Origin of the sequence: Paraburkholderia sp. SOS3, assembly GCF_001922345.1 — a bacterium.
In the GTDB taxonomy this organism is placed as follows: Bacteria; Pseudomonadota; Gammaproteobacteria; order Burkholderiales; family Burkholderiaceae; genus Paraburkholderia.
Genome location: NZ_CP018812.1, coordinates 524,627 through 546,164, shown reverse-complemented (window position 1 = coordinate 546,164; position 21,538 = coordinate 524,627). Strand labels below are relative to the sequence as shown.

The 21,538-nt window shown below is 64.0% G+C and carries 17 protein-coding genes; 10 read left to right on the top strand and 7 right to left on the bottom strand.

Annotated elements, in window-relative coordinates; all coding sequences use genetic code 11:
* Nucleotides 1-38: 38 nt before the first annotated feature.
* A complete protein-coding gene (locus BTO02_RS22425) occupies nucleotides 39-2,309 on the bottom strand; it encodes a hybrid sensor histidine kinase/response regulator (protein WP_075159441.1) in 2,271 nt (756 codons plus the stop codon).
* Between the two features lie 666 nt (nucleotides 2,310-2,975).
* Here BTO02_RS22425 and BTO02_RS22420 point away from each other — a divergent pair.
* The 7 genes from BTO02_RS22420 (at nucleotide 2,976) to BTO02_RS22390 (ending at nucleotide 10,113) form a co-directional block, all read left to right on the top strand.
* The gene (locus BTO02_RS22420; protein ID WP_075159440.1) at nucleotides 2,976-3,344 is read left to right on the top strand and encodes a response regulator; all 369 of its coding nucleotides are present in this window, start codon (nucleotides 2,976-2,978) and stop codon (nucleotides 3,342-3,344) included.
* Entirely contained in the window at nucleotides 3,337-3,960 is a 624-nt protein-coding gene (locus BTO02_RS22415) for a chemotaxis protein CheC (RefSeq protein WP_075159439.1), read from the top strand. The genes BTO02_RS22420 and BTO02_RS22415 overlap by 8 nt, the downstream gene beginning before the upstream one ends.
* The gene (locus BTO02_RS22410) at nucleotides 3,957-4,895 is read left to right on the top strand and encodes a GGDEF domain-containing protein (protein ID WP_075159438.1); all 939 of its coding nucleotides are present in this window, start codon (nucleotides 3,957-3,959) and stop codon (nucleotides 4,893-4,895) included. Before BTO02_RS22415 ends, BTO02_RS22410 begins: the two co-directional genes overlap by 4 nt.
* Before the next feature lie 274 nt (nucleotides 4,896-5,169).
* Entirely contained in the window at nucleotides 5,170-6,018 is an 849-nt protein-coding gene (gene hpnD / locus BTO02_RS22405; RefSeq protein WP_075159437.1) for a presqualene diphosphate synthase HpnD, read from the top strand.
* Nucleotides 6,018-7,277: a hydroxysqualene dehydroxylase HpnE gene (hpnE, locus tag BTO02_RS22400; protein ID WP_075159436.1), complete on the top strand. Its 1,260-nt coding sequence runs from the start codon at nucleotides 6,018-6,020 to the stop codon at nucleotides 7,275-7,277. The genes hpnD and hpnE overlap by 1 nt, the downstream gene beginning before the upstream one ends.
* Nucleotides 7,277-9,367: a squalene--hopene cyclase gene (gene shc, locus BTO02_RS22395; protein ID WP_075159435.1), complete on the top strand. Its 2,091-nt coding sequence runs from the start codon at nucleotides 7,277-7,279 to the stop codon at nucleotides 9,365-9,367. The genes hpnE and shc overlap by 1 nt, the downstream gene beginning before the upstream one ends.
* 77 nt (nucleotides 9,368-9,444) lie before the next feature.
* The gene (locus BTO02_RS22390) at nucleotides 9,445-10,113 is read left to right on the top strand and encodes a phosphorylase (protein WP_156884070.1); all 669 of its coding nucleotides are present in this window, start codon (nucleotides 9,445-9,447) and stop codon (nucleotides 10,111-10,113) included.
* A 27-nt stretch (nucleotides 10,114-10,140) separates the two neighbouring features.
* Here BTO02_RS22390 and BTO02_RS22385 read toward each other — a convergent pair whose 3' ends face one another.
* Together BTO02_RS22385 and BTO02_RS22380 are read right to left on the bottom strand one after the other, a co-directional pair.
* The gene (locus BTO02_RS22385; RefSeq protein ID WP_075159434.1) at nucleotides 10,141-11,130 is read right to left on the bottom strand and encodes an MlaA family lipoprotein; all 990 of its coding nucleotides are present in this window, start codon (nucleotides 11,128-11,130) and stop codon (nucleotides 10,141-10,143) included.
* Nucleotides 11,127-13,757: an MMPL family transporter gene (locus tag BTO02_RS22380; RefSeq protein WP_075159433.1), complete on the bottom strand. Its 2,631-nt coding sequence runs from the start codon at nucleotides 13,755-13,757 to the stop codon at nucleotides 11,127-11,129. Before BTO02_RS22380 ends, BTO02_RS22385 begins: the two co-directional genes overlap by 4 nt.
* A 189-nt stretch (nucleotides 13,758-13,946) precedes the next feature.
* Between BTO02_RS22380 and BTO02_RS22375 the strand changes: the two genes are divergently transcribed.
* Nucleotides 13,947-14,552: an MlaC/ttg2D family ABC transporter substrate-binding protein gene (locus tag BTO02_RS22375; protein WP_075159432.1), complete on the top strand. Its 606-nt coding sequence runs from the start codon at nucleotides 13,947-13,949 to the stop codon at nucleotides 14,550-14,552.
* 79 nt (nucleotides 14,553-14,631) lie between these two features.
* On the opposite strand, the gene BTO02_RS22370 is transcribed toward BTO02_RS22375, so the two are convergent.
* On the bottom strand, nucleotides 14,632-15,276 hold the full coding sequence (locus BTO02_RS22370) for a response regulator (RefSeq protein ID WP_075159431.1): 645 nt from the start codon (nucleotides 15,274-15,276) through the stop codon (nucleotides 14,632-14,634).
* A complete protein-coding gene (locus BTO02_RS22365) occupies nucleotides 15,273-16,733 on the bottom strand; it encodes a cache domain-containing protein (protein ID WP_075159430.1) in 1,461 nt (486 codons plus the stop codon). Before BTO02_RS22365 ends, BTO02_RS22370 begins: the two co-directional genes overlap by 4 nt.
* 177 nt (nucleotides 16,734-16,910) lie before the next feature.
* Here BTO02_RS22365 and BTO02_RS22360 point away from each other — a divergent pair, with 177 nt between their 5' ends.
* Both BTO02_RS22360 and BTO02_RS22355 read left to right on the top strand, forming a co-directional pair.
* A complete protein-coding gene (locus tag BTO02_RS22360) occupies nucleotides 16,911-18,989 on the top strand; it encodes a carbon starvation CstA family protein (RefSeq protein WP_075159429.1) in 2,079 nt (692 codons plus the stop codon).
* 14 nt (nucleotides 18,990-19,003) lie between these two features.
* Nucleotides 19,004-19,210 carry a YbdD/YjiX family protein gene (locus BTO02_RS22355; RefSeq protein ID WP_075159428.1) on the top strand — a complete coding sequence of 69 codons (207 nt, stop codon included), beginning with the start codon at nucleotides 19,004-19,006 and terminating at the stop codon, nucleotides 19,208-19,210.
* A gap of 117 nt (nucleotides 19,211-19,327) precedes the next feature.
* Here the strand turns inward: BTO02_RS22355 and hpnH are convergent, their stop codons facing one another.
* Both hpnH and ispH read right to left on the bottom strand, forming a co-directional pair.
* Nucleotides 19,328-20,482 carry an adenosyl-hopene transferase HpnH gene (gene hpnH, locus BTO02_RS22350; RefSeq protein WP_075159427.1) on the bottom strand — a complete coding sequence of 385 codons (1,155 nt, stop codon included), beginning with the start codon at nucleotides 20,480-20,482 and terminating at the stop codon, nucleotides 19,328-19,330.
* A gap of 11 nt (nucleotides 20,483-20,493) precedes the next feature.
* Nucleotides 20,494-21,438, bottom strand: coding sequence for a 4-hydroxy-3-methylbut-2-enyl diphosphate reductase (gene ispH, locus BTO02_RS22345; protein ID WP_075159426.1), 945 nt, complete (start codon nucleotides 21,436-21,438; stop codon nucleotides 20,494-20,496).
* Between the last annotated feature and the right edge of the window lie 100 nt (nucleotides 21,439-21,538).

Genomic DNA, 21,538 nt, shown 5'->3' with positions numbered 1-21,538 from the left:
CTTTTTACAAACGGCCCGGTAACCTCAGCAGCCCGCGCTTAATGGGTCGGATGTGCATTCGACGACGGCAGATCCTGCTGCAGCGTCTGCAGAAACTGATCGAGCAGCGCGATATCGAATGGCTTCGGCAACACATGCGCGTCGACGTGCCGGGCGCGCTCGAGTTCTTCCGCGTAGCCGGTTACAAGCACGACCGGCAGCTTCGTTTCGAAGTGCTGGATCGCTTCCGCGAGATCGATACCGTTGAGCTTGCCGGGCATATGGATGTCCGAGATTACAAGATCGAACGGCAGCGGCTCGCCGCTTTTCGCCTGCTTTGCGCGCGCATCGTCGAGCAGGCGCAGCGCCGTATCCGCATTGAATACGCAGGTGACCTCATGACCCATCATCTGCAGCAGCGCTTCGGTGCCCGCTGCCACTTCGTCGTTGTCTTCGACGAGCAGGATGCGCAGCCCTTGCGGCGTGTCGTTTTCCGCGACGATCGGCTCGACCGGCGCTTCCGGCTGAACCGCCTCGCCGGTCGTACGCGGCAGATAGAGCCGCACCGAGGTGCCCGCGCCGGTCGCGCTGTCGATCGCTGCCAGGCCGCCCGAGCGTTCGCAGAAGGCAAACACCTGCGGCAGGCCGAGGCCCGTGCCCATGCCTTTCGGCTTGGTCGTGAAAAGCGGCTCGAAGGCACGGGCGAGCACGTCGGCCGGCATGCCGACGCCGGTGTCTTCGAGCGAGAGCTGGACGAAGTTGCCAGTCAGCGGAAAGCCGTCCTCGTGACGGAACGTGATGTTCTTCGCACGCACGGTGAAGCGCCCGCCGTTCGGCATCGCATCGCGCGCATTGACCGCAATGTTGATCAATGCAAGTTCGAGTTCCGCGACATCGACGCGAATCGGCCAGACGCCGATGCCGATGTCCATCACGAGCGACACCTTTGCCCCGAGCGAGGCGCGCAACAGCTCGCGGCAGCCGGGCAGCCAGCGTTCGATCGCGAGTGTTTCGTTGCGCAACGGTTGCTTGCGCGCCACGCCGAGCAACTGGCGCGTGAGCGACTGGCCGCTTTTCAACGCACGCTCGACGGCCGACAGTTCGCGGTCGAATGCGGCCGCTTTCCGTTTGCGCAAGATCTGGACGTTCGCCGAGATGATCATCAGCAGATTGTTGAAATCGTGCGCGACGCTGCCGACCAGATTGCCGAGCGCTTCCATCTTGCGCGACTGCCGGTACGCGGATTCGATCGAGCGGCGCATCGACGCTTCGGCCTGCCAGTGCTCCCATGCTTCCTCTTCGGCGGCGAGTCGCCTCAAGGACAGCCAGATCACGCACCACAGCACCACCGACGGCACGAACATCGCAAGGATCAGCACGCTCAGATGCCGGTACCACGCGGCCCAGATCGCCGAAGTGCGATAGCCGCACGCAACGTACACCGGATAGGAACCGACGCGCCGGAACGCGACGATCTGCGTATCGCCGTACAGCATCGAATGCACGCGCACGACACCCGCGCGGCGGCCTTCGGCAAGCGCTTCGGTGAACGGCGACTTCTGCGGCTCGGCGTCCGCCCTGCGGCTCGGCGGATAGTGCGCGAGCACCGCACCGTCCGTGCGCGTCAGGCCCATTGTCATCGGCGAGCCGCTGCCGCCCAGCAGGTCGCGATAGAAGTCGCTGAAGTATCCGGTACGCAGCGCGACCGAGACGATGCCCGCAAACGCATCGTCGCCGTTACGGCGTGCGACCCCGGTATTGAATACGACTTCGCCATCCGCCGCGGAGCCGGACATGACCTTCGACACATGCTCGATCACGCTGCCGTTGCGAATGCCGACGAAATCGTCGCGCCCGGCAATCGATAAGGGCGGCGCGGGATAGAAGCGGCTGCTCGCGAGCAGCGTGCCGTCGCTGCTGAAAATCGACATCGATGCGACCTGAGGATAACCGCCGCCGATCGAATCGAGCTTGTCGTGGATCTGCGCTTCGCGCGCGCGAATGCCGGCGTCGTCGAGACCCTGCACGAGATCGACGACGCGCGCATCGAGCGCTTCGTTCATGTCGAATACCTTGAGCGCATGCTCTTCGGCAACGCGCACGGTGCGCAGCGTCACATCGGTCGCTTCCGCCTCGCGAGCCCGGAAGTCGTTGAACGCCATGACCGCGACGAACACACATGGAAGAATGATGGCCGCGACCAGTAGCGCGATCAACGTCATGCGCCGGACCGCGAAATTGTGTTCGGGCACGGCCGGAAACACGGTCTCTTCGGACCGGTCGCCGGCGTCACGATTTTCTTCAGCCGATTCGCGCCGATCAGAAGTCATCTTGGACACCGCGGCAAAAGTCGGAAAGGGCAGGCATGACTTCCACCATCATACGGCGGCTGACGGTGACCGCGATTCGAATTCCCTCAGATAGGCCGAAGTCTCCGCGAAACAGTGACAAATCCGGAAGCGCAAACGTACACAAAAGTATAAACCGCGACATTTGATTAGTTAGTGGTTAAAACGTCCCCGGAAGACCTGTCACTTGAGTGACTTTTGTTCGATGTACCGCAATTTGGCGAGTTGCCTTTTCCCCAGTTTGCTTTGAAAATTGCGCCCCAGATAATGCATGCGCCCGCCATGTCCGGACGCAACTGCGCGAGGGCGCCCCGACATCCCAGTCAAACGAGACGGAAGGGTAGTTCGCGATATTCAGCGAGCGGGGCAGCACGGCATGCATCAGGCCCGTTGCCGCGCAAAATCTGCCACGGGGTGGGGTTCAAAAATGCCGGCCATTATCGTCTTTCGACGCGCACGCGACTATCTGCGTGCCTGTCGATCACAACGCGGCGCGGCGTCGCACTCCTTTGCCCTTTTTCGTACCGCGTGCGCCTGAGGCGGGCGCAGCATTCCGCCTGCACGCAGTAAATCCTGCCGGTTGCTAAAGAACCGCCGACAGCCGCCGATAATACGCACGAGACAATTCCGTTTACCGATTCTGCCGCCATGCCCTTGCCCATCGTGATCGCCGACGATTCGCTGCTTGCCCGGAAGGTGCTCACGAAAGCACTGCCCGCGGACTGGGACGTCGAGATCGCCTACGCATCGAACGGGCGCGAAGCACTCGCACTGTACCGCGCCGGCAAAGCCACGGTGATGTTTCTTGACCTGACGATGCCCGACATGACGGGCTATCAGGTACTGGAAGCGCTGCAGCACGAAGATCTGAACACATTCGTGATAGTCGTGTCCGCGGACGTCCAGCCGATGGCGCAGGAACGCGTACGCGCGCTCGGCGCAATCGCGTTCATTGCGAAGCCCGTGACCCCCGAGGCGGTCCTTCCCATCCTCAAGGAGTACGGGTTGTATGCCTGAGCCAGTTCTCAACGAAGACCAGCGCGACGCGTTGCAGGAGGTGGCGAATCTCGCGATGGGACAGGCCGCGAAACGCCTCGCGCTGCTGCTCGATGCGTTCATCGAGCTGTCGGTGCCGCGGGTGCGCGTCGTCAACGTGTGCGAAGCCGCGCAGGCGCTGCGCGACATGACCGGCATCAGCGAGACCGTCGCCGCGGTGCGCCAGGGGTTCCGCTCGGATATCAAGGGCGAAGCGCTCGTGATCTGCAAGAGCGGCAACGTCGAACAGTTGTGCGCGCTCGTCAGCGACCCCTATGCGAAATCCGCCTATGAGGCGACCAGCCAGGAAGAGCTGATCTTCGATATCGCGAACCTGCTGACCGGCGCGTGCGTCTCGTGCATCTTCGAGCAGCTCGGTCGCGCGCCGGTGTTCTCGGCGCCGGGCATGCTCGGTCTCACGATGTCCCTCGACGACGTATTCCAGCCGAACATCCTCGCATGGAGCGTCGCGCTGCTCGTCGAAGTGAACTTCTCGCTCGAGGATCAGAGCTTTCGCGCGCATCTCGTCATGCTGATGGCCGAAGACTCCATCCTGCATATCAATCACGCACTCGATGTACTGTTGTCCAGCCTATGAATGTCTCGACGGCCTCGCTGAGCGACCTGGTAGTGGAACGCGTCGGATTCGGCATTTTCGTGCTCGACCGGCAAATGAACGTACTGATGTGGAACCGCTTCATGCACGACCACAGCGGCCTGTCGGCCGAACAGGTGGTCGGCAAATCGATTTTCGCGAACTTTCCGGAATTGCCGCGCGTCTGGCTCACGCGCAAGCTCGAGAGTGTGTTCCAGCTCGGCAGCTTCGCGTTCAGTTCATGGGAGCAGCGGCCGTATCTGTTCAAGTTCGACCACGACCGGCCGATCACGGGCGGCGTCGACTATATGCAGCAGGACTGCACGTTCATGCCGCTGATGCGCGATCGCGAGGTCGAAGCCGTGTGTGTAACGGTCTCCGATGTGACGCACGTGAGCATCATGCAACGCGAACGCGAGGAAGCGGTGGCGAAGCTGCAGGAATACGCGGACCGCGACGGGCTGACCGGCATCGCGAACCGACGCTATTTCGAAGTGCGGCTGCGTGATGAATACACGCGCTGGCAGCGCTATGGCGGCGATCTGTCGATCCTGCTGTTCGATCTCGATCACTTCAAGAAGATCAACGACCAGTTCGGGCACGTGGCCGGCGATTCCGTGCTGCGCGAGATGGCGCAGCGCGTGGCCGGCGTCGTGCGGGCGCAGGATACGTTCGGGCGGTTCGGAGGAGAGGAATTCGCGCTGCTGTTGCCGTGCACGCCGCTCGAGGATGCGATGCTCGTCGCCGAGAAAATCCGCAATACGATCGGCGACACGCCGGTCGACGTACACGGCGTCAGCGTGCCGGTCACGGCGAGCGTCGGTGGCGCGTCGGCGCGAGCCGGTGTCCCGGCTTACGAAGCGCTGATCAACGAAGCCGATGCGGCCCTTTACACTGCTAAACGGCAGGGCCGTAACCGGTCGATCGCTTTTATCTGACGTTTCGGCCGTTCGCACGGCCGACCGCGCAGTAGTTCGACCACCAGCCGGCTTGGCAAGCCTTACATGGCCATGTCCTCGCCGGGCGCACCGCCCGCCGGGCCGGGTTTAGCGACGGCTTTCGATGGCTGGTATACTTTCGCCCGTTCCGGCATCCCGGCCGGCATATTTCAAATGTGATTTCGCGCGTGTCCGCGCGCGCGGGCGGCTTACCCTGCGGGTAGGCATGACTTCTTGATCGCCCCATTAATCGGGCGCCTCAGCGGAGATTGTCTTGGCCGTTTCCAATCCAGTCGTGGACGACACACAAACCGACGCCGCTGCCGCTTCCTCCGGCAGTTCGTTTTATCTCGCCATGCGCATCCTGCCGGCTGCGCAGCGCGATGCGATGTACCAGATTTACGCGTTCTGCCGCGCCGTCGACGATATCGCCGACGGCGGCCAGCCGCGCGCCGAACGCGCTGCCGCGCTCGAGCGCTGGCGCGCCGACATCGACGCGTGCTATGCAGGCGCGCCGCGCGAATCGCTGCGCGAACTGACGCGGCACATCCATACGTTCCATCTGCAGCGCGAAGACTTTCACGCGATGATCGACGGCATGGCGATGGACGCGGAGGCCGACATCTGCGCGCCCGACGAGGCGACGCTCGACCTCTACTGCGACCGCGTCGCCAGCGCCGCGGGGCGGCTATCGGTGAGAATCTTCGGGATGGAAGAGCAGCCCGGCCGCGATCTCGCCCATCATCTCGGCCGCGCGCTGCAGCTGACGAATATCCTGCGCGACATCGACGAAGATGCCGAATTGAACCGCTGCTATCTGCCGCGCGAACTGCTTGCCCGTGAGGGCATCGCGGCGACGAGCCCCGCCGCCATCGCCGACGATCCTTCCCTGCCGCGCGTGTGCGCGACGATCGCGGAACGCGCCGAGCGGCACTTCATCGCGTCGAATGCGATCATGGACAAGTGCCCGCGTACGCATGTGCGCGCGCCGCGCATCATGTCGGGTGTCTATCATTGCCTGCTCGAGCGCACCGTCGAGCGCGGTTTCGATATCCCGCGCACCAAGGTCCGCAAGCCGCGCGCGCGGTTGCTGTGGATTCTCGCGCGGTACGCCTTCTTCTGATGCGCAAGCTGGTCCACGTGATCGGCGCAGGCCTTGCGGGCCTCGCCGCCGCAGTGCAATTGCAGCGCCGCGGTGCGCAGGTCGCGCTATATGAAGCAGCGGAGCAGGCAGGCGGGCGCTGCCGCTCGTACTATGACCGTACGCTCGGTGCGACCGTCGACAGCGGCAATCACGTGGTGGTGTCGGGCAACCATGCCACCTTGAACTATGTGCGCGCGATCGGCGCCGGCGACGAACTGGTCGGGCCGACGCAGCCGGAGCTGAATTTCATCGATGTCGCGACGCGCATGCGCTGGACCGTGCGGCCGTCGCCGGGGCGCGTGCCGTTCTGGATGCTCGACCCGGCCGCGCGCGTGCCGCACACGCATGCAGGCGACTATCTGACGCTCGTGCCGCTGTTGTTCGCGAAGCCGGGCCGCACGCTCGCGCAGACAATGCGTTGCAACGGTGTGCTGTGGGACAGAATGCTGGGGCCGCTGTTGACGGTGATGATGAACGTCGATCCGCGCGACGGCACGGCCGAACTCGCCGCCACCGCGGTGCGCGAAACCCTCGCGACCGGTGGCGACGCCTATCGGCCGCTCGTGGCGCGCCGCGGCCTCAGCAGCGCGTTCGTCGATCCTGCGCTGCGCCTGCTCCAGCACGGCGGCGCGACGATCCGGCTCGGTGCACGGCTCGACGCGATCGAATTCGCCGACGGCCGCGTGACAGCGTTGCAAGTGGCCGGCGAGCGCATCGTGCTCGAAGACGGCGAAGCCGCGGTGCTCGCCGTGCCGCCTCCCGTCGCGCAAGCGCTGGTGCCGGATATTCAGGCGCCGCAGCGCTTTTCGCCGATGGTGACCGCGCACTTCGCGATCGAGCCGCCGGAAGGCCAACCGCCCACGGCCGCGCTGATCAACGGCAATGCGCATTGGCTGGCGGCCGCCGACGGGCGTCTATCGGCCACGGCCCACGGCGCCGAGCGACTTGCGGGCATGCCGCGCGATGCGCTCGCGCAAACGCTGTGGACCGACGTTGCGCAGGCAACCGGCCTGCCGGCGCAGCCGATGCCGATATGGCAGATTTGCGTCGAACCGCACGCCACATTCGCGGCGGTGCCTGACGAGGAAATGCGCCGCCCGTCGGCGCGTACGCGCTGGAACAACCTGATGCTTGCGGGCGACTGGACGGCTACCGGTCTGCCCGCAACGATAGAAGGAGCGATCCGTTCGGGCCAGAAGGCCGCGGATCTGCTCCTGAACGAACCGATGGGACGCTGATGAACGATTTATCCGTCGCCCAGCAGTTGGGCGAAGCAAACCCCGCAGCCGATCGCGCACAAGACGCGACGGCTGCCGCTGACGTGGGTGCTCAGGGTGCTGCCCAGGTTGCTGCTCAGCCCGGCGCAGACGCAACCGCGCAAGCTGCCGCAGCGGTGCCGGACGCCGCGCTCGACACGGCCATCGAGCGCGCCACCGAGGCGATTCTTGCCGCGCAACGCGACGACGGCCACTGGGTCTACGAGCTCGAAGCCGACGCGACGATTCCGGCCGAATATGTGCTGCTCGTTCACTACCTCGGCGAAACCGCGAATCTCGAACTCGAACAGAAAATCGGCCGTTACCTGCGTCGCATCCAGCTGCCGGACGGCGGCTGGCCCCTTTTCACCGATGGCGCGATGGACGTCAGCGCAACCGTCAAGGCGTACTTCGCGCTGAAAATGATCGGCGACGCCGAAGATGCCGGGCATATGCGCCGGGCGCGCGAAGCCGTGCTCTCGCATGGCGGCGCCGAAGCGGTCAACGTATTCACGCGCGTGCTGCTCGCGCTGTTCGGCGTGATTTCGTGGCGTGCGGTGCCCGTGATGCCGGTCGAGATGATGCTGCTGCCGCAGTGGTTCCCGTTCCATCTGTCGAAGGTGTCGTACTGGGCCCGCACCGTGATCGTGCCGCTGCTCGTGCTGGCCGCGAAGCGTCCCGTTGCGCGCAACCCGCGCGGCGTGCGTATCGACGAGCTGTTCATCGGCGCGCCGGTCAATACGGGAATGCTGCCGCGCGCGGCACACCAGAGCAAAGGCTGGTTCCGCTTCTTCCGCTCGATCGACGCGGTGCTGCGCGTCACCGGGGGCCTTTTTCCGAAGAAGACGCGCGAGCGCGCGATCGCGGCGGCCCTCGCGTTCGTCGATGAGCGCCTGAACGGCGAAGACGGCCTCGGCGCGATTTTCCCGGCGATGGCGAACTCCGTCATGATGTACGACGTGCTTGGCTATCCGGCCGATCACCCGAATCGCGCGATTGCACGACGCTCGGTCGACAAGCTGCTCGCCATCCACGAAGACGAAGCGTATTGCCAGCCGTGCCTGTCCCCGGTGTGGGACACGTCGCTCGCTGCGCACGCGCTGCTGGAAACCGGCGATGCGCGCGCCGCGGCGGCCGCCGCGCGCGGCCTCGACTGGCTTGTGCCGCTGCAGGTGCTCGACGTGCGCGGCGACTGGATTTCGCGCCGGCCCAACGTGCGCCCCGGCGGCTGGGCGTTCCAGTACGCGAATGCGCATTACCCGGATGTCGATGACACCGCCGTGGTCGTGGCGGCCATGCATCGCGTTGCCGTGGACACGCAAACCCAGGCCTACGACGCTGCGATCGCGCGGGCGCGCGAGTGGGTGGTCGGCATGCAGAGCAGCGACGGCGGCTGGGGCGCGTTCGAGCCCGAGAACACGCACTACCACCTGAACAGCATCCCGTTCTCCGATCACGGCGCGCTGCTTGATCCGCCGACTGCGGACGTGTCGGGCCGCTGCCTGTCGATGCTCGCGCAAATGGGCGATTTGCCGGCGACGAGCGACGCCGCGCGCCGCGCTTACGACTATCTGCTCAAGGAGCAGGAAGCCGACGGCAGCTGGTATGGCCGCTGGGGCATGAACTACATCTACGGCACGTGGAGCGTGCTCGGTTCGCTGAACGCCGTCGGCATGCCGTTCGACCATCCGGCCATGAAGCGTGCGGCGCAATGGCTCGTCTCGATCCAGAACGCCGACGGGGGCTGGGGCGAGGACGGCACGAGCTACAAGCTCGAATACCGCGGCTACGAGCGCGCGACGAGTACCGCGTCGCAGACCGCGTGGGCGGTGCTCGCGCTGATTGCCGCCGGCGAGATCGGGCATCCGGCGGTGGCGCGCGGCATCGACTATCTCGTACGCGAGCAGCGCGACCACGGGCTGTGGGATGAAACGCGCTTCACTGCGACGGGCTTTCCGCGCGTGTTCTATCTGCGCTATCACGGCTATCGCAAGTTCTTCCCGTTGTGGGCGCTTGCGCGCTATCGGCAGATGACGCGGGCCGGCGAAACGCGCGTCAAGGTCGGATTGTGAGCGCGAAGGCGCCCGTCACAGCCGGTGGTGCCGCCGAACCTGAGGCGGCTTCGTTGCCCGTTATCGCGGTCGCCGGGATGGCGTTCGAAGCGCGCATCGCGCGCGGCGACGGCGTCGACGCCGTATTCGCGGCGCGCGCCGATCTGCTCGAGCGTGCATTGACCGCGGCTGTCGCGCGCGGTTGCGCCGGCATTATCAGCTTTGGTACGGCGGGCGGACTCGCGCCCGATCTCGAGCCCGGCGCGTTGATCGTCGCAGACGGTGTCGATGGACCGCTGGGGCCGGTCGAGACCGACAACGTGTGGTCCGAGCGAATCGCCGCCGCGCTTGCGGCAACGCCGCTCGCCGCGAAATTGCGGCGTGGCTGGCTCGCGGGCGTCGCCGCGCCGCTGACCGGCGCAGCCGACAAGGCGGCGCGTCATCGCGCCACCGGCGCTTTGGCGGTCGATATGGAATCGCATCTGGCGGGCGCGATTGCCCACGCGCACCGATTGCCGTTCGCGGTGTGCCGCGCGGTGGTCGACCCGGCGTGGCGCACGTTGCCGCCCGCTGCGACCGCCGGCTTGCGCGACGACGGCAGCACCGCTATCGCGCCGATCCTGCGCGAGCTGATCAAACAGCCGTCGCAGATTCGCCCTCTGATGCAGCTTGCCGCGGACGCGCGCGCCGCGCGCGCGACCTTGGTCGATGCGCGTCGCGCGCTGGATCAGGCCGGCGCGCTGCGGTTTTCGCCGCGAGTCGCGTAACGCGCAGGCAGGCTGCGCCGTGCCCGCTTACTTCGGAGCAGCGTTGCTCGACGGCGCGCTCTCGCCGGGATCGCTGTAGTTCGGCACCGCGGGGGCGCCGCTCTTGTCGCCCGAGGTCCCCGTTCCTTTTCCTTGCGGCGAAGACGACGAATCGCCCGGATCGCTATAGTTCGGCACGGCCGGACCGCCATCGTTGCCGCCGCCCGCGGGCGCGTTGCCTGGGTCCGTGTACATCGGCACGCCCGCCGGCGCGGAACTCGAACCGGCTGCTCCCGACGCAGGCTCGGCCGGTGCGGCACCGGATTCCTCATCGCCGTAATCCGGCAGCGCCTGCTCCGGCGCACCCGTGCCGCGCAGCAACGCGCGCCGCTGCTGCGTGTACGCGTCGCGCACAAACGAATATTTGTCGAGTGCCGCCTGTTGCAGCAGACTTGTCGCGCCGAGCAGGTCGGAACGCACGCTCAGGAATTGCACGCCGTACAAGACCGTGCGCGGTTCCCAATCGAGGTAGTGGATCGGGTTGAAACGGAAATCGACGGCGAAGCCGACGCTGTCGCGGAATGAGCTCGGCCCAAACAGTGGCAGCACCAGGTACGGGCCCGACGGCATACCCCAGCGTCCGAGCGTGAGGCCGAAATCCTGCTTATGTTTCGGTAGACCGGCAGGCGTCGCGAAGTCGAGCAGGCCGCCGACGCCGAACACCGTGTTCATCGTGAAGCGCATCAATGTCTCGACCGCTTCGGTGATATGCAACTGCAGCATGCTGTTGGCGAAGTTGTCGAGGTCGCCGATATTCGAGAAGAAGTTACTGATGGCCTGACGCAGCGGCTGCGGCGTGACCTTCTGATAGCCCTTCGCAAGCGGCACGGCGACAGCGGTGTCAACCTTGTCGTTGACGTTGAAGATCACACGGTTCATCGGCTCCAGCGGGTCGCCGGGCGTACGGTTCGGGCCCGTCGCGCATCCGCTCATCAGGCCGGTGGCAAGCATCGCCAGTACGGCGGTTCGCATCTTCATGCATCAATCCTTTGTTTTTTTCTCGTCGTTACGCGGCGCACCCGCGGTTTGCCCATCAGTACCGGTTGAAATACCACAGCGCCGATCAACGTGCAGAAGAGCGACAGCGCGAGCAGTTTGCCCATGCTCGACGTGCCGGGATGGTGTGACAGCCAGAGGCTCCCGAACGCCGTTGCGGTGGTCGCCGCACTGAAGATCACCGCGTGCGTGAGACTCGACTGCAGCAGGCCGGTTTCGCCGCGGCGCCACGCCATCACGAAGTAGATCTTGAATGCGACGCCGACGCCGAGCATCAGCGGTAGCGCGATGATATTCGCAAAGTTCAATGGCATGCGGAACACCACGCAAAGCTCAAGCGTGACAACGGCCGACACCAGTAGCGGAATCAGGGTTCGCAGCACATCGCTGAAGCGCCGCAAGGCAATCCATAGCAACGTGGTGATCGCAACCAGCGCCCAGCAGGCTGCCTGCACGAACGACAGGATGATGACGTTCGCCGAGTGAAGGATCGAGATCGGGCCGCCGATGGTGGCGGGTTCGGCGGTTTTCACCGCCTTCGCGAACGCGCGCAGCATGACGTCGTCGCCGGGGTCGGTGCCGGGCGGCACCTTCGGCGAGATTTCGACGAGGGCCTGGCCGCTTTTGGAGACCCAGTCGCTCACGATGTCGCGCGGCAGCGTGGCTTCGGTGATCGGCGACGGCTGCAACAGGTTCGTCAGCTGCTTGAGCGCGATGCGCAGCGGCTCCGAAATCGCCGTTTCGGCGCGCTCGCGCGTGGCGGCGTTCGCGGCCGCGAGTTTCGTCAACGTTTCCGACAGATGCTTCGCCTCGGCAGCGCCCGGGCCCGGGTGATCTTCGGCGGCGAGCGAAAGCTGGTTCGCCACGCGCTTTATCGCATCGACGCGCACGGCGTCGGTGGCGGGCGGCGCCGGCGTTTGCGTGAGCGCCGGCAGCAGTTGCTGGGCGGCGGCCGAGATCAGCGCCAGCTTTTGGGGCTGATCGGGTGGAATGAAGGTGGACAGCGTCGTCGTGCGGCCGACCTCGGGCAGCTTCGACAGGCTGGCGGCAATCCGGTCCGCGCCGGCGAGATTCGGCGCGAGCGCATGCACGTTGTTCACGCCGGCTTCCGGCGCGTCGTTCAGCGACAGCAGCGTCGCCATCGATTCGGTGTGCGGATCCTTCAGATGCAACGGATTGAAGTCGAACCGCAGATGCGCGAGCAGCGGCAAGGCGCCGATGATCACGGCGAGCGTGATGATGAGCACGGGCTTGCGGTTGCGGTCGAGAAAGTCGTCGACGGGCGCAAGCCGGGTGAAGCCGGGCGAGCCCGCTTCACCGGGCGGATTGAACACCTTCAGCAGTGCCGGCAGCAAGGTCATGTTCGTGAAATACGCGACGAACATGCCGACACCTGCAATTTTTCCCAACTCCGATACGCCGCGATACGCGGTCGGCAAAAACGAAAAGAAACTCTCGGCGACGGCCACGGCCGCGAGCGTCAGCGGCACGCCGATGCTGTACGCGGTATTGACGAGCGCGGCCGCAAGGCGGTTGTCCCGATGGCGCTCTTCACGATACTTGACGCCGTACTGCACCCCGAAGTCGACCCCGAGCCCGACGAACAGCACCATGAAGGCGACCGAAATCATGTTCAGCGCGCCGACCATCATGAGACCGAGCGCGGCTGTGATCGCAAGGCCGACGAACAGCGTGATCAGCACCGCGACGATCATGCGGCCCGAACGCAAGGCGAGCCACAGAATGAACAGCACGACGAGCAATGTGCCGATGCCGTTGACTGCGGCACCGTCCTTGACCGACGCGAACTCTTCGTCGGCGAGCGGTTGCTTGCCGGTCAGGCGTACCTGCGCGCCGTATTTGGCCTCGAGGTTCAGCGACGCGGCGATCTTGCGGATCTGATTCGACGCGTGCGCGCCTGCCTGCAGCGCGCCGTAATTCACCACCGGCAACACGGTGATGAATGCGCGCGCGGGCTGTTTCGCTTCATCCTTGTCGACGAGCCCGCGCCATGACATGACCGCGAACTGGCCGGCGAGCACCTTATCGAGCGTGTTCGCGCTTTCCGATAGCAGGTGGCTCATGTCGCCGAGCTTGACCTGGCCGATCGTAAGCGGCAGCTGGAGGCTCGTGTTGAGCGTATTCGCGAGACCCGTCAGGCCCGGGTCCTGCGCGAGCGAGTTGATGAGCGGCTTGGCCTTGACGAGTTGCGATGTGGTCGATTCGACATCGCTCAACGACGGAAACAGCAAACCGTTGTGCTCGAAGAAGGGTCCGCCGGCCGGCTCGGTGACGCGGACGAATTCATTCGGTTCTTTTTGCAGCGCGGCAGTCAGTTCGTCCGCGGCGGCGCCCGCAAACTCGGGCGCCGCCGCCTCGACCACGACGAGAATCGTATCGCCGCGTTCGGGGAAGGCCTGATCGATCGCATTGTCGAGCGCGGCCCACTTCTCGTCGTTTTCGACGAGCCGGCTCACGTCCGTGTTGATCTTGAAGTTATGGGCGACGTAGAAGCCGCTCGCAATGGCGAGCGCGAGCGACACGCCGATCACCTGCAACGGGCGGCGCACGGAAAAGACAGCAAGGCGGACGATGGATGACTTCAGCATGTAGGCGCAGAGCCCCTGTCATTAAATGGCATTTTCTTCAAGAGCGCACAAGTATACCGACGCAACCCGGCTGTAGGCGGATCGAAGGGCGGCAGGCCGTGTCAAAGGCATGTGACAAAGCCGTTATACTGGCCCCTCGTCCGTTGCCTCCATGAGCCGGCGCCCATTGTCCAACGTACCGAACCGTATATGAAACGTTACCTGACTGTTTTTCTGGCAGCCGCCTTCGTGTCCACCGCGGCTATTGCACAAACCGCGCCTGAGGCCGTCGTCAAGAGCGCGGTGCAAGGCACAGTCGAGGCAATGAAGGCCGATCCCCAGGCACGCGGTGGGGACATGCGCAAGATCACCGGCGTGGTCGAATCGCATTTCGTGCCGGCCACGAACTTCCAGCGTACGACGCGTATCGCGGTTGGCAAGGTGTGGTCCACCGCCACGCCCGACCAGCAGAAACAGCTATATGAGCAATTCCAGTTGCTGCTGGTGCGAACTTACGCATCGTCTTTGTCGCAATTGCGCGCTCAGGACGTGAAGTTCCAGTTTCAGCCGGCCAACATCCAGGCCGGCGGCAACGACGCTGTCGTGACCTCGCATGTGCTCAGCAACGGCGGCGACGACCAGATCGACTACCGGCTCGAAAAGACCGCTGGCGGCTGGAAGATCTACGACATCAACATGCTCGGCGCGTGGCTCATCCAGGTTTACCAGCGGCAGTTCCAGGAGCAACTGACGAAAGGCGGCGTCGACGGTCTGATCAAATTTCTGACCGAGCACAACGCACGCAACGCTTCCTGAACTATGCACCCGGGCCGGGCGCTGCATCACGCGAATGCGCGTGTGCCGCGCCCGGCGCGCGTTTCGGCTCGGCGCACGGCTATTTTTTGCTGCGGTGCTCGACGGCGAATTTGATCAATTCCGCCTGGCCGTCAATATCGAGCTTGCGTTTCAGATTCAGCCGATGCGTTTCGACGGTACGCACCGACAGGCCGTTGCGCTGCGCAATCTGCTTGCTCGACAAACCCTCTGCCAATGCGTCCAGAATGTCCCGCTCGCGAGGCGTGAGGCGCGCAAGCGGCGTAAGCGCGGCCGATGCCTCGATCATCCTCACACCGAGTCCTGCGCTGAAGAACGTTTGTCCGTCGAGCACCGCACTGATCGCGCGAATGATCTCAGTGGCCGGCGAGTCCTTCAGCACGTAGCCGCTCGCACCGGCCCGCACGGCTTGCGTGACGTATTCGACGTTGTCGTGCATCGACAGCATCAGCACGCGAATGTCCGGAAAGCGTTCGTGAAAGACCGCCGCGAGCGTGATGCCGTTCATCCCGTTCATGCCGACGTCCATCAGCACGAGGTCCGGCTGATGCGCGGCCGCCAGTGCGATCGCTTCATCGGCGTTGCCGGCTTCCCCGATGACGGCGAAACCCAGCACCGCTTCGAGCCGCACTCGCAGGCCGTCGCGCACGAGCGGGTGGTCGTCGACAAGGAGCAGGCGCGTGGCGGCCGGCGACGTGTCGTTCATGGTCGGTTCTCCTGCGCGATGCGCGTGCCGGTGGGCGATGCGTCGTCGGCCGAGGCGTATGCCGATGCCTTATTGTTGCCGTGTGCGGGTACGGGCACCGTTGCCCGTACGACGCTGCGCCCCGGCTGAGACACGAGCGACAGCGCCCCACCCAGCGCTTCGAGTCGCTCCCGCATGTTGCGCAAGCCCACGCCCGCGTTCGGGTCGGCCTGGACGCGATCGATGTCGAAGCCGCGACCGTTGTCTTCGATCGTCAGCACGACCGTGTGCTCCGATATGTCGAGCGCGAGCGCCGCTTCGGATGCGTGTGCGTGCCCCACGATATTCGTTAGCGCCTCCTGCGCAATACGAAAGAGCGCGGTGTTCATGGCGTCCGGCAAGAGCATGCCGTGTGCCTGACCCGTCTGCGCGAATGCGATCGCGACGCCGGATTCGGCGCCCAGTTCGCGCGTCAATTGTTCGAGCGCGGCGGCGAGCCCAAGGTCATCGAGCATGGACGGCCGCAGCGCGTGCGAAATACGCCGCACTTCGCGCAACGTATCGCCGAGTCGCGCGAGACCCGTGGACAGCGCGGCCTCCGCAGCCGGCAACCGCGCGTCGCTATGCTCGAAGCGCGCGAGCGCCGATTCGAGCAGCAGCTTGACCGACACCATCATCTGGCTGATGCCGTCGTGCAGCTCGCGCGACAGCCGGGCACGCTCGTTTTCCTGCGACGCGACGACCTGCTGCGCGAGACGCCTGAGCTTCGCGTCGGCGCTGCGATACTCGCTTACGTTCAGCACCAGCGCGCATAGCGTAATGACAGCGAGTCCGGCGAGCGCGATGCCGCCGATCCACATCATCGTGCGCTCGATATTCGAGGATGCGCGCTGGTCGATGTGCGCGAGCGTCGTATCAACGTCGTCGAGGTAAATGCCGGTGCCGACCATCCAGTTCCAGCGTTCGAGCGGCACGACGTAGCCGAGCTTCGGAGCGAGCTTGCCCGTGGACGGACGATGCCACACGTAGCGCACGTAGCCGCCGCCTCGCGATGCCGCGGCGATCAGTTGCTGGATGGTGAGCGACCCGGCCGGATCGCGCAGCGTCCATAGATCGCGCCCGACCAGATCCGGTTCGCGCGGATGCATCAGCGAACGGCCATGCATGTCATAAACAAAAAAGTAGCCATCCTGACCAAAATCGAGTTTTTCCAAGGTGGCCAGCGCGCGGCTGCGTAACATCGCATCGTCGCGGGCGTTCTCGCCAGCCGCTTCGTAAAGCGGCGCGATTGCGCTCATCGCGAGGTCGACGTAGTGGCGCAGCTCGATTTCCTTGCTCGCGAGATACGCAGCCTGCGTGGTGGCGTGCTGGGCTCGCGCGAGCGCCGTGGCCTGATGGCGCACGCCGATTCCGATGCCGACGATCGCAAGCAGGAACGGCACGATCGCGAGCAGGAATATCTTCGCTTTAAGGTTCATCGCTGAAAAGTCCGCCGGATGGCATACGTAATAGTACGTAGCGAGCTTACGTAGTTGTGCGCTTGTGACGCCAACGACGAAAGCGAATACTACACGGCCAGCGCTTGGCGAACATACGATGCCGCATCGGCTAATTGTCGTCAGGCATTGGATTCGTATAACTAAACAGGAGACTCCATGAATCGGACTTCCGGATTCCTGGTTTGGACTGCGGTTGCGCTGTTCGGCGCATTCGCGTTCGGCACCATCGCGCTCGCGCATGGCGAGCGCGTCAGCGCGTTGTGGATAGTAATCGCCGCAGTCTGCGTATATCTGATTGCGTACCGCTTCTATAGCCGCTTTATCGCAAACAAGGTTTTACAGCTCGACGGCGAACGCATCACGCCCGCGGTGCGGCACAACGACGGGCTCGACTACGTGCCGACCAATAAGTACGTGCTGTTCGGCCATCATTTCGCGGCGATCGCCGGTGCGGGTCCGCTCGTCGGCCCTGTGCTCGCCGCGCAAATGGGCTATATGCCGGGCATGCTGTGGATTCTCGCCGGCGTCGTGTTTGCCGGCGCGGTGCAGGATTTCATCGTGCTCTTCATCTCGTCGCGCCGCGACGGCCGTTCGCTCGGCGATCTGGTGAAGATGGAGCTCGGCACCGTGCCCGGCGTGATCGCGCTGTTCGGCGCGTTCCTGATCATGGTCATCATCCTCGCGGTGCTCGCGCTGATCGTCGTGAAGGCGTTGACGAATTCGCCGTGGGGCACGTTCACGGTAGCCGCGACCATTCCGATCGCGCTGTTCATGGGTGTCTATACGCGCTTTATCCGGCCCGGCCGCATCGGCGAAGTGTCGATCATCGGCTTTGTGCTGCTGATGGCGTCGATCGTATTCGGTCAACAGGTACACGACTCCCCGGCGCTTGCTGCATGGTTCACGTTCAGCGGCACGCAACTCACGTGGATTCTGATCGGTTACGGCTTCGTCGCGTCGGTGCTGCCGGTCTGGCTGCTGCTGGCGCCGCGCGACTATCTGTCGACGTTCCTGAAAATCGGTACGATTGTCGGTCTCGCGATCGGCATTCTGATCGTCGCGCCCGAACTGAAGATGCCCGCGCTCACGAAGTTCGTCGACGGCACAGGCCCGGTCTGGTCCGGCAGCCTGTTCCCGTTCCTGTTCATTACGATCGCATGCGGCGCGGTGTCGGGCTTCCATTCACTGATCTCGTCGGGCACGACGCCGAAGCTGCTCGACAACGAACGCAACGCGCGATTCATCGGCTATGGCGCGATGCTGATGGAGTCGTTCGTCGCGATCATGGCGCTCGTGGCTGCTTCGGTGATCGAACCGGGCATCTACTTCGCGATGAACGCGCCGGCGGCAGTGCTCGGCACGACGCCCGAAGCGGTCGCGCAGACGGTATCGCAATGGGGCTTCATGCTCACGCCGGAAATGCTCACTGAAACCGCGAAGGCGGTCGGCGAAACGACCATCGTCGCGCGCGCAGGCGGCGCCCCGACGCTCGCGGTCGGCATGGCGCACATTCTGCATCAGGTGATCGGCGGCGAGGCGATGATGGCCTTCTGGTACCACTTCGCCATTCTGTTCGAGGCGCTCTTCATTCTGACCGCAGTCGACGCGGGCACCCGTGCGGGCCGCTTCATGCTGCAGGATCTGCTCGGTACGTTCCATCCGGCGTTGAAACGCACCGAATCGCTGCCTGCCAACCTGATCGCAACGGCCTTGTGTGTGGCCGCGTGGGGCTACTTCCTGTATCAGGGCGTTGTCGATCCGCTCGGTGGCATCAACACGTTGTGGCCGCTCTTCGGCATTTCGAACCAGATGCTGGCCGGTATTGCACTTGTACTCGGCACTGTCGTACTGTTCAAGATGAAGCGCGAGCGCTATGCGTGGGTCACGCTCGTGCCGACCGCCTGGCTGCTCGTTTGCACGCTGACTGCCGGTTGGCAGAAGATTTTCGATGCAAATCCGAAGATCGGCTTCCTCGCGCACGCAGCGAAGCTCAGCGCCGCAGCCGATGAAGGGAAGATCGTCGCACCCGCGAAGTCGCTCGCACAAATGCAACGCGTGATATTCAACGACTATATCGACGCAGCGCTCGCAGGTCTCTTCATTCTGGTCGTGGTGAGCATCACGGTATATGGCGTGCGTGCTGTGTTGCGTGCGCGGCGTGCAAACCATCCCACCGCGCGGGAAACGCCGTTCGAAGCGATGCCCGCGGCGCCGCAAGCGGGCGGCGCGAACTGAACGGAGCCGCCGCCATGTTCTCGAATCTTCGCAACGACATGAGGTCTGCAGGCCGCTATCTGGGCGAGACGCTGCGCCTGATGGTGGGGCTGCCGGACTACGACACCTACGTTGCACACATGCGCGCGACGCATCCCGACCGGCCCGTTATGACCTACGATGAGTTTTTCCGCGAGCGTCAAAGCGCGCGGTATGGAGGTGGTGCGGGAAAGTGCTGCTGAACCTGAGAGCTTGAGAGACTGACAACTCAAAAGAAAAAGCGCAACGGCCTATACCGTTGCGCTTTATTCGTTGTGTCGGTCTTGAATCGTCGGTCTTTAAAACTTCAGACCGGGCAATCAGTTCATCGCGGCAGCTGTCTCGACCTTCTTGCCCTTGCCCGTGCGCTTGATCTCTTCGAGCTTGATCTCCACGTGGCGCGAGAATACATATTCAGCCGGACGCTGCTTGTCGAGCGGAATATCCTTGGCGAATGCGCCGGTCGTCTTCGGGCCGTTCCTGCTGACCTTCAGCGCCTTCAGCGGATGCGTAACCGTATCCATCACGGCCGTCGCTTCGAATCCGCTGTGGACCATGCAGTCCGCGCACTTCTCGTAGTTGCCCGTGCCGTACTTGTCCCAGTCGGTGGATTCCATCAACTCCTTGAAGGTCTTTGCATAGCCTTCGCCGACCAGATAGCACGGACGTTGCCAGCCGAACACGGTGCGCGCCGGGTTGCCCCACGGCGTGCATTTGTACGTTTGGTTGCCCGCGAGGAAGTCGAGGAACATGGCCGACTGGCTGAACGACCAGTTCTTGCCGTTGTTGCCGCGCTTGAAGATTTCGCGGAACAGGTGCTTGGTCTTTTCGCGGTTGAGGAAGTGCTGTTGATCCGGCGCGCGCTCATACGCGTAACCGGGCGACACCGTAATGCCATCCACGCCGAGCGGCTTCAACGTATCGAAGAACGCGGCGACGCGGTCCGGCTTCGCATCGTTGAACAGCGTGCAATTGATGTTGACGCGGAAGCCACGGCGCTTCGCTTCGCGGATCGCGGCGACGGCCTTCTCGTAGACGCCTTCCTGCGACACCGAGTGGTCGTGCATGTCCTTGTCGCCATCGAGGTGCACGGACCAGACGAAATACGGATTCGGCTCGTAATCGTCCATCTTCTTTTCCATCAGCAGCGCGTTCGTGCAGAGATAGACGAACTTCTTGCGCGCCATGATGCCTTTCACGATCTGCGGCATTTCCCTGTGCAGCAGCGGCTCGCCGCCCGCGATCGAGACGACGGGCGCGCCGCACTCGTCGACGGCTTCGAGGCATTCGGCCAACGACAGCCGCTGGTTCAGGATCGGATCCGGATAATCGATCTTGCCGCAGCCATTGCAGGCGAGGTTGCAGCGGAACAGCGGTTCGAGCATCAGTGCGAGCGGATAGCGCTTATTCCCCGACAGGTGCTGGCGCATGATGTAGGCGCCGACCCGAACTTTCTGTAGCAGCGGAATAGACAAGACGGTTCTCCTTAAACTTCGCGTGCAGCGAGTGGTTGCGTCAGTTTTGACGGCAACTTGAATTCAACTTTCTCTTCACGGCCCGCCATCGTCGAAACGTCGACGGGGCCCAATGCGCGCAGCGCATCGATGACGTTTTCCACCATTTCTTCCGGCGCCGATGCGCCGGCGGTGATGCCGACGGTTAGCGCATTCGCGAACCATTCGGCCTTGACTTCCGAACCGTCTGCGACGAGGTAGCTCGGCACGCCGCTTTCGCTGCCGATTTCGCGCAGCCGGTTTGAGTTCGAGCTATTCGTTGCGCCGACGACCAATAGCACGTCGACCTGCGTGCTCAACTCTCGGACTGCGGCCTGCCGGTTTTGCGTCGCGTAGCAGATGTCGCGCGTGTCCGGGCCGACGATGTCCGGGAAGCGGTTCAACAGTGCGTCGATAATGCCACGGGTGTCGTCGACCGACAGCGTAGTCTGCGTGACGTACGCCAGAGGCGTATCGAGGGGCAGATTGAGCTTTGCGACTTCGGCTTCGCTTTGAACGAGCAGCACCTTACCCGGAATTTGCCCGATCGTGCCCTCGACTTCCGGGTGCCCCGCGTGGCCAATGAGGATCAGCGTGCGGCCGGCCGCGACGTACTGGCGGCCTTGAACGTGCACCTTCGTGACGAGAGGGCAGGTCGCATCGAGCACGTCGAGGCCGCGTTGTTCCGCATCGCGCTCGACGCTTTGCGCGACGCCATGCGCGCTGAAAATGGCAACCGCGCCCTCGGGCACTTCATCGAGTTCTTCGACGAAGCGAGCGCCCTTTCTGCGCAGGTTATCGACCACGTGCCTGTTGTGGACGATTTCATGGCGCACATACACGGGCGCGCCGTGTTGCTGCAACGCGCGATCGACGATTTCGATCGCGCGTACAACGCCCGCACAAAAGCCGCGGGGTTGAGCAAGGATGACTCGCATAAGCTGGCGAACTCCGACTGACGCGGGTTTGCGACGATATCGGTAAAAATGACTCGTTCGCCGCGTCCATAATATTGTTGATGTCTTAAACGGACAAAAA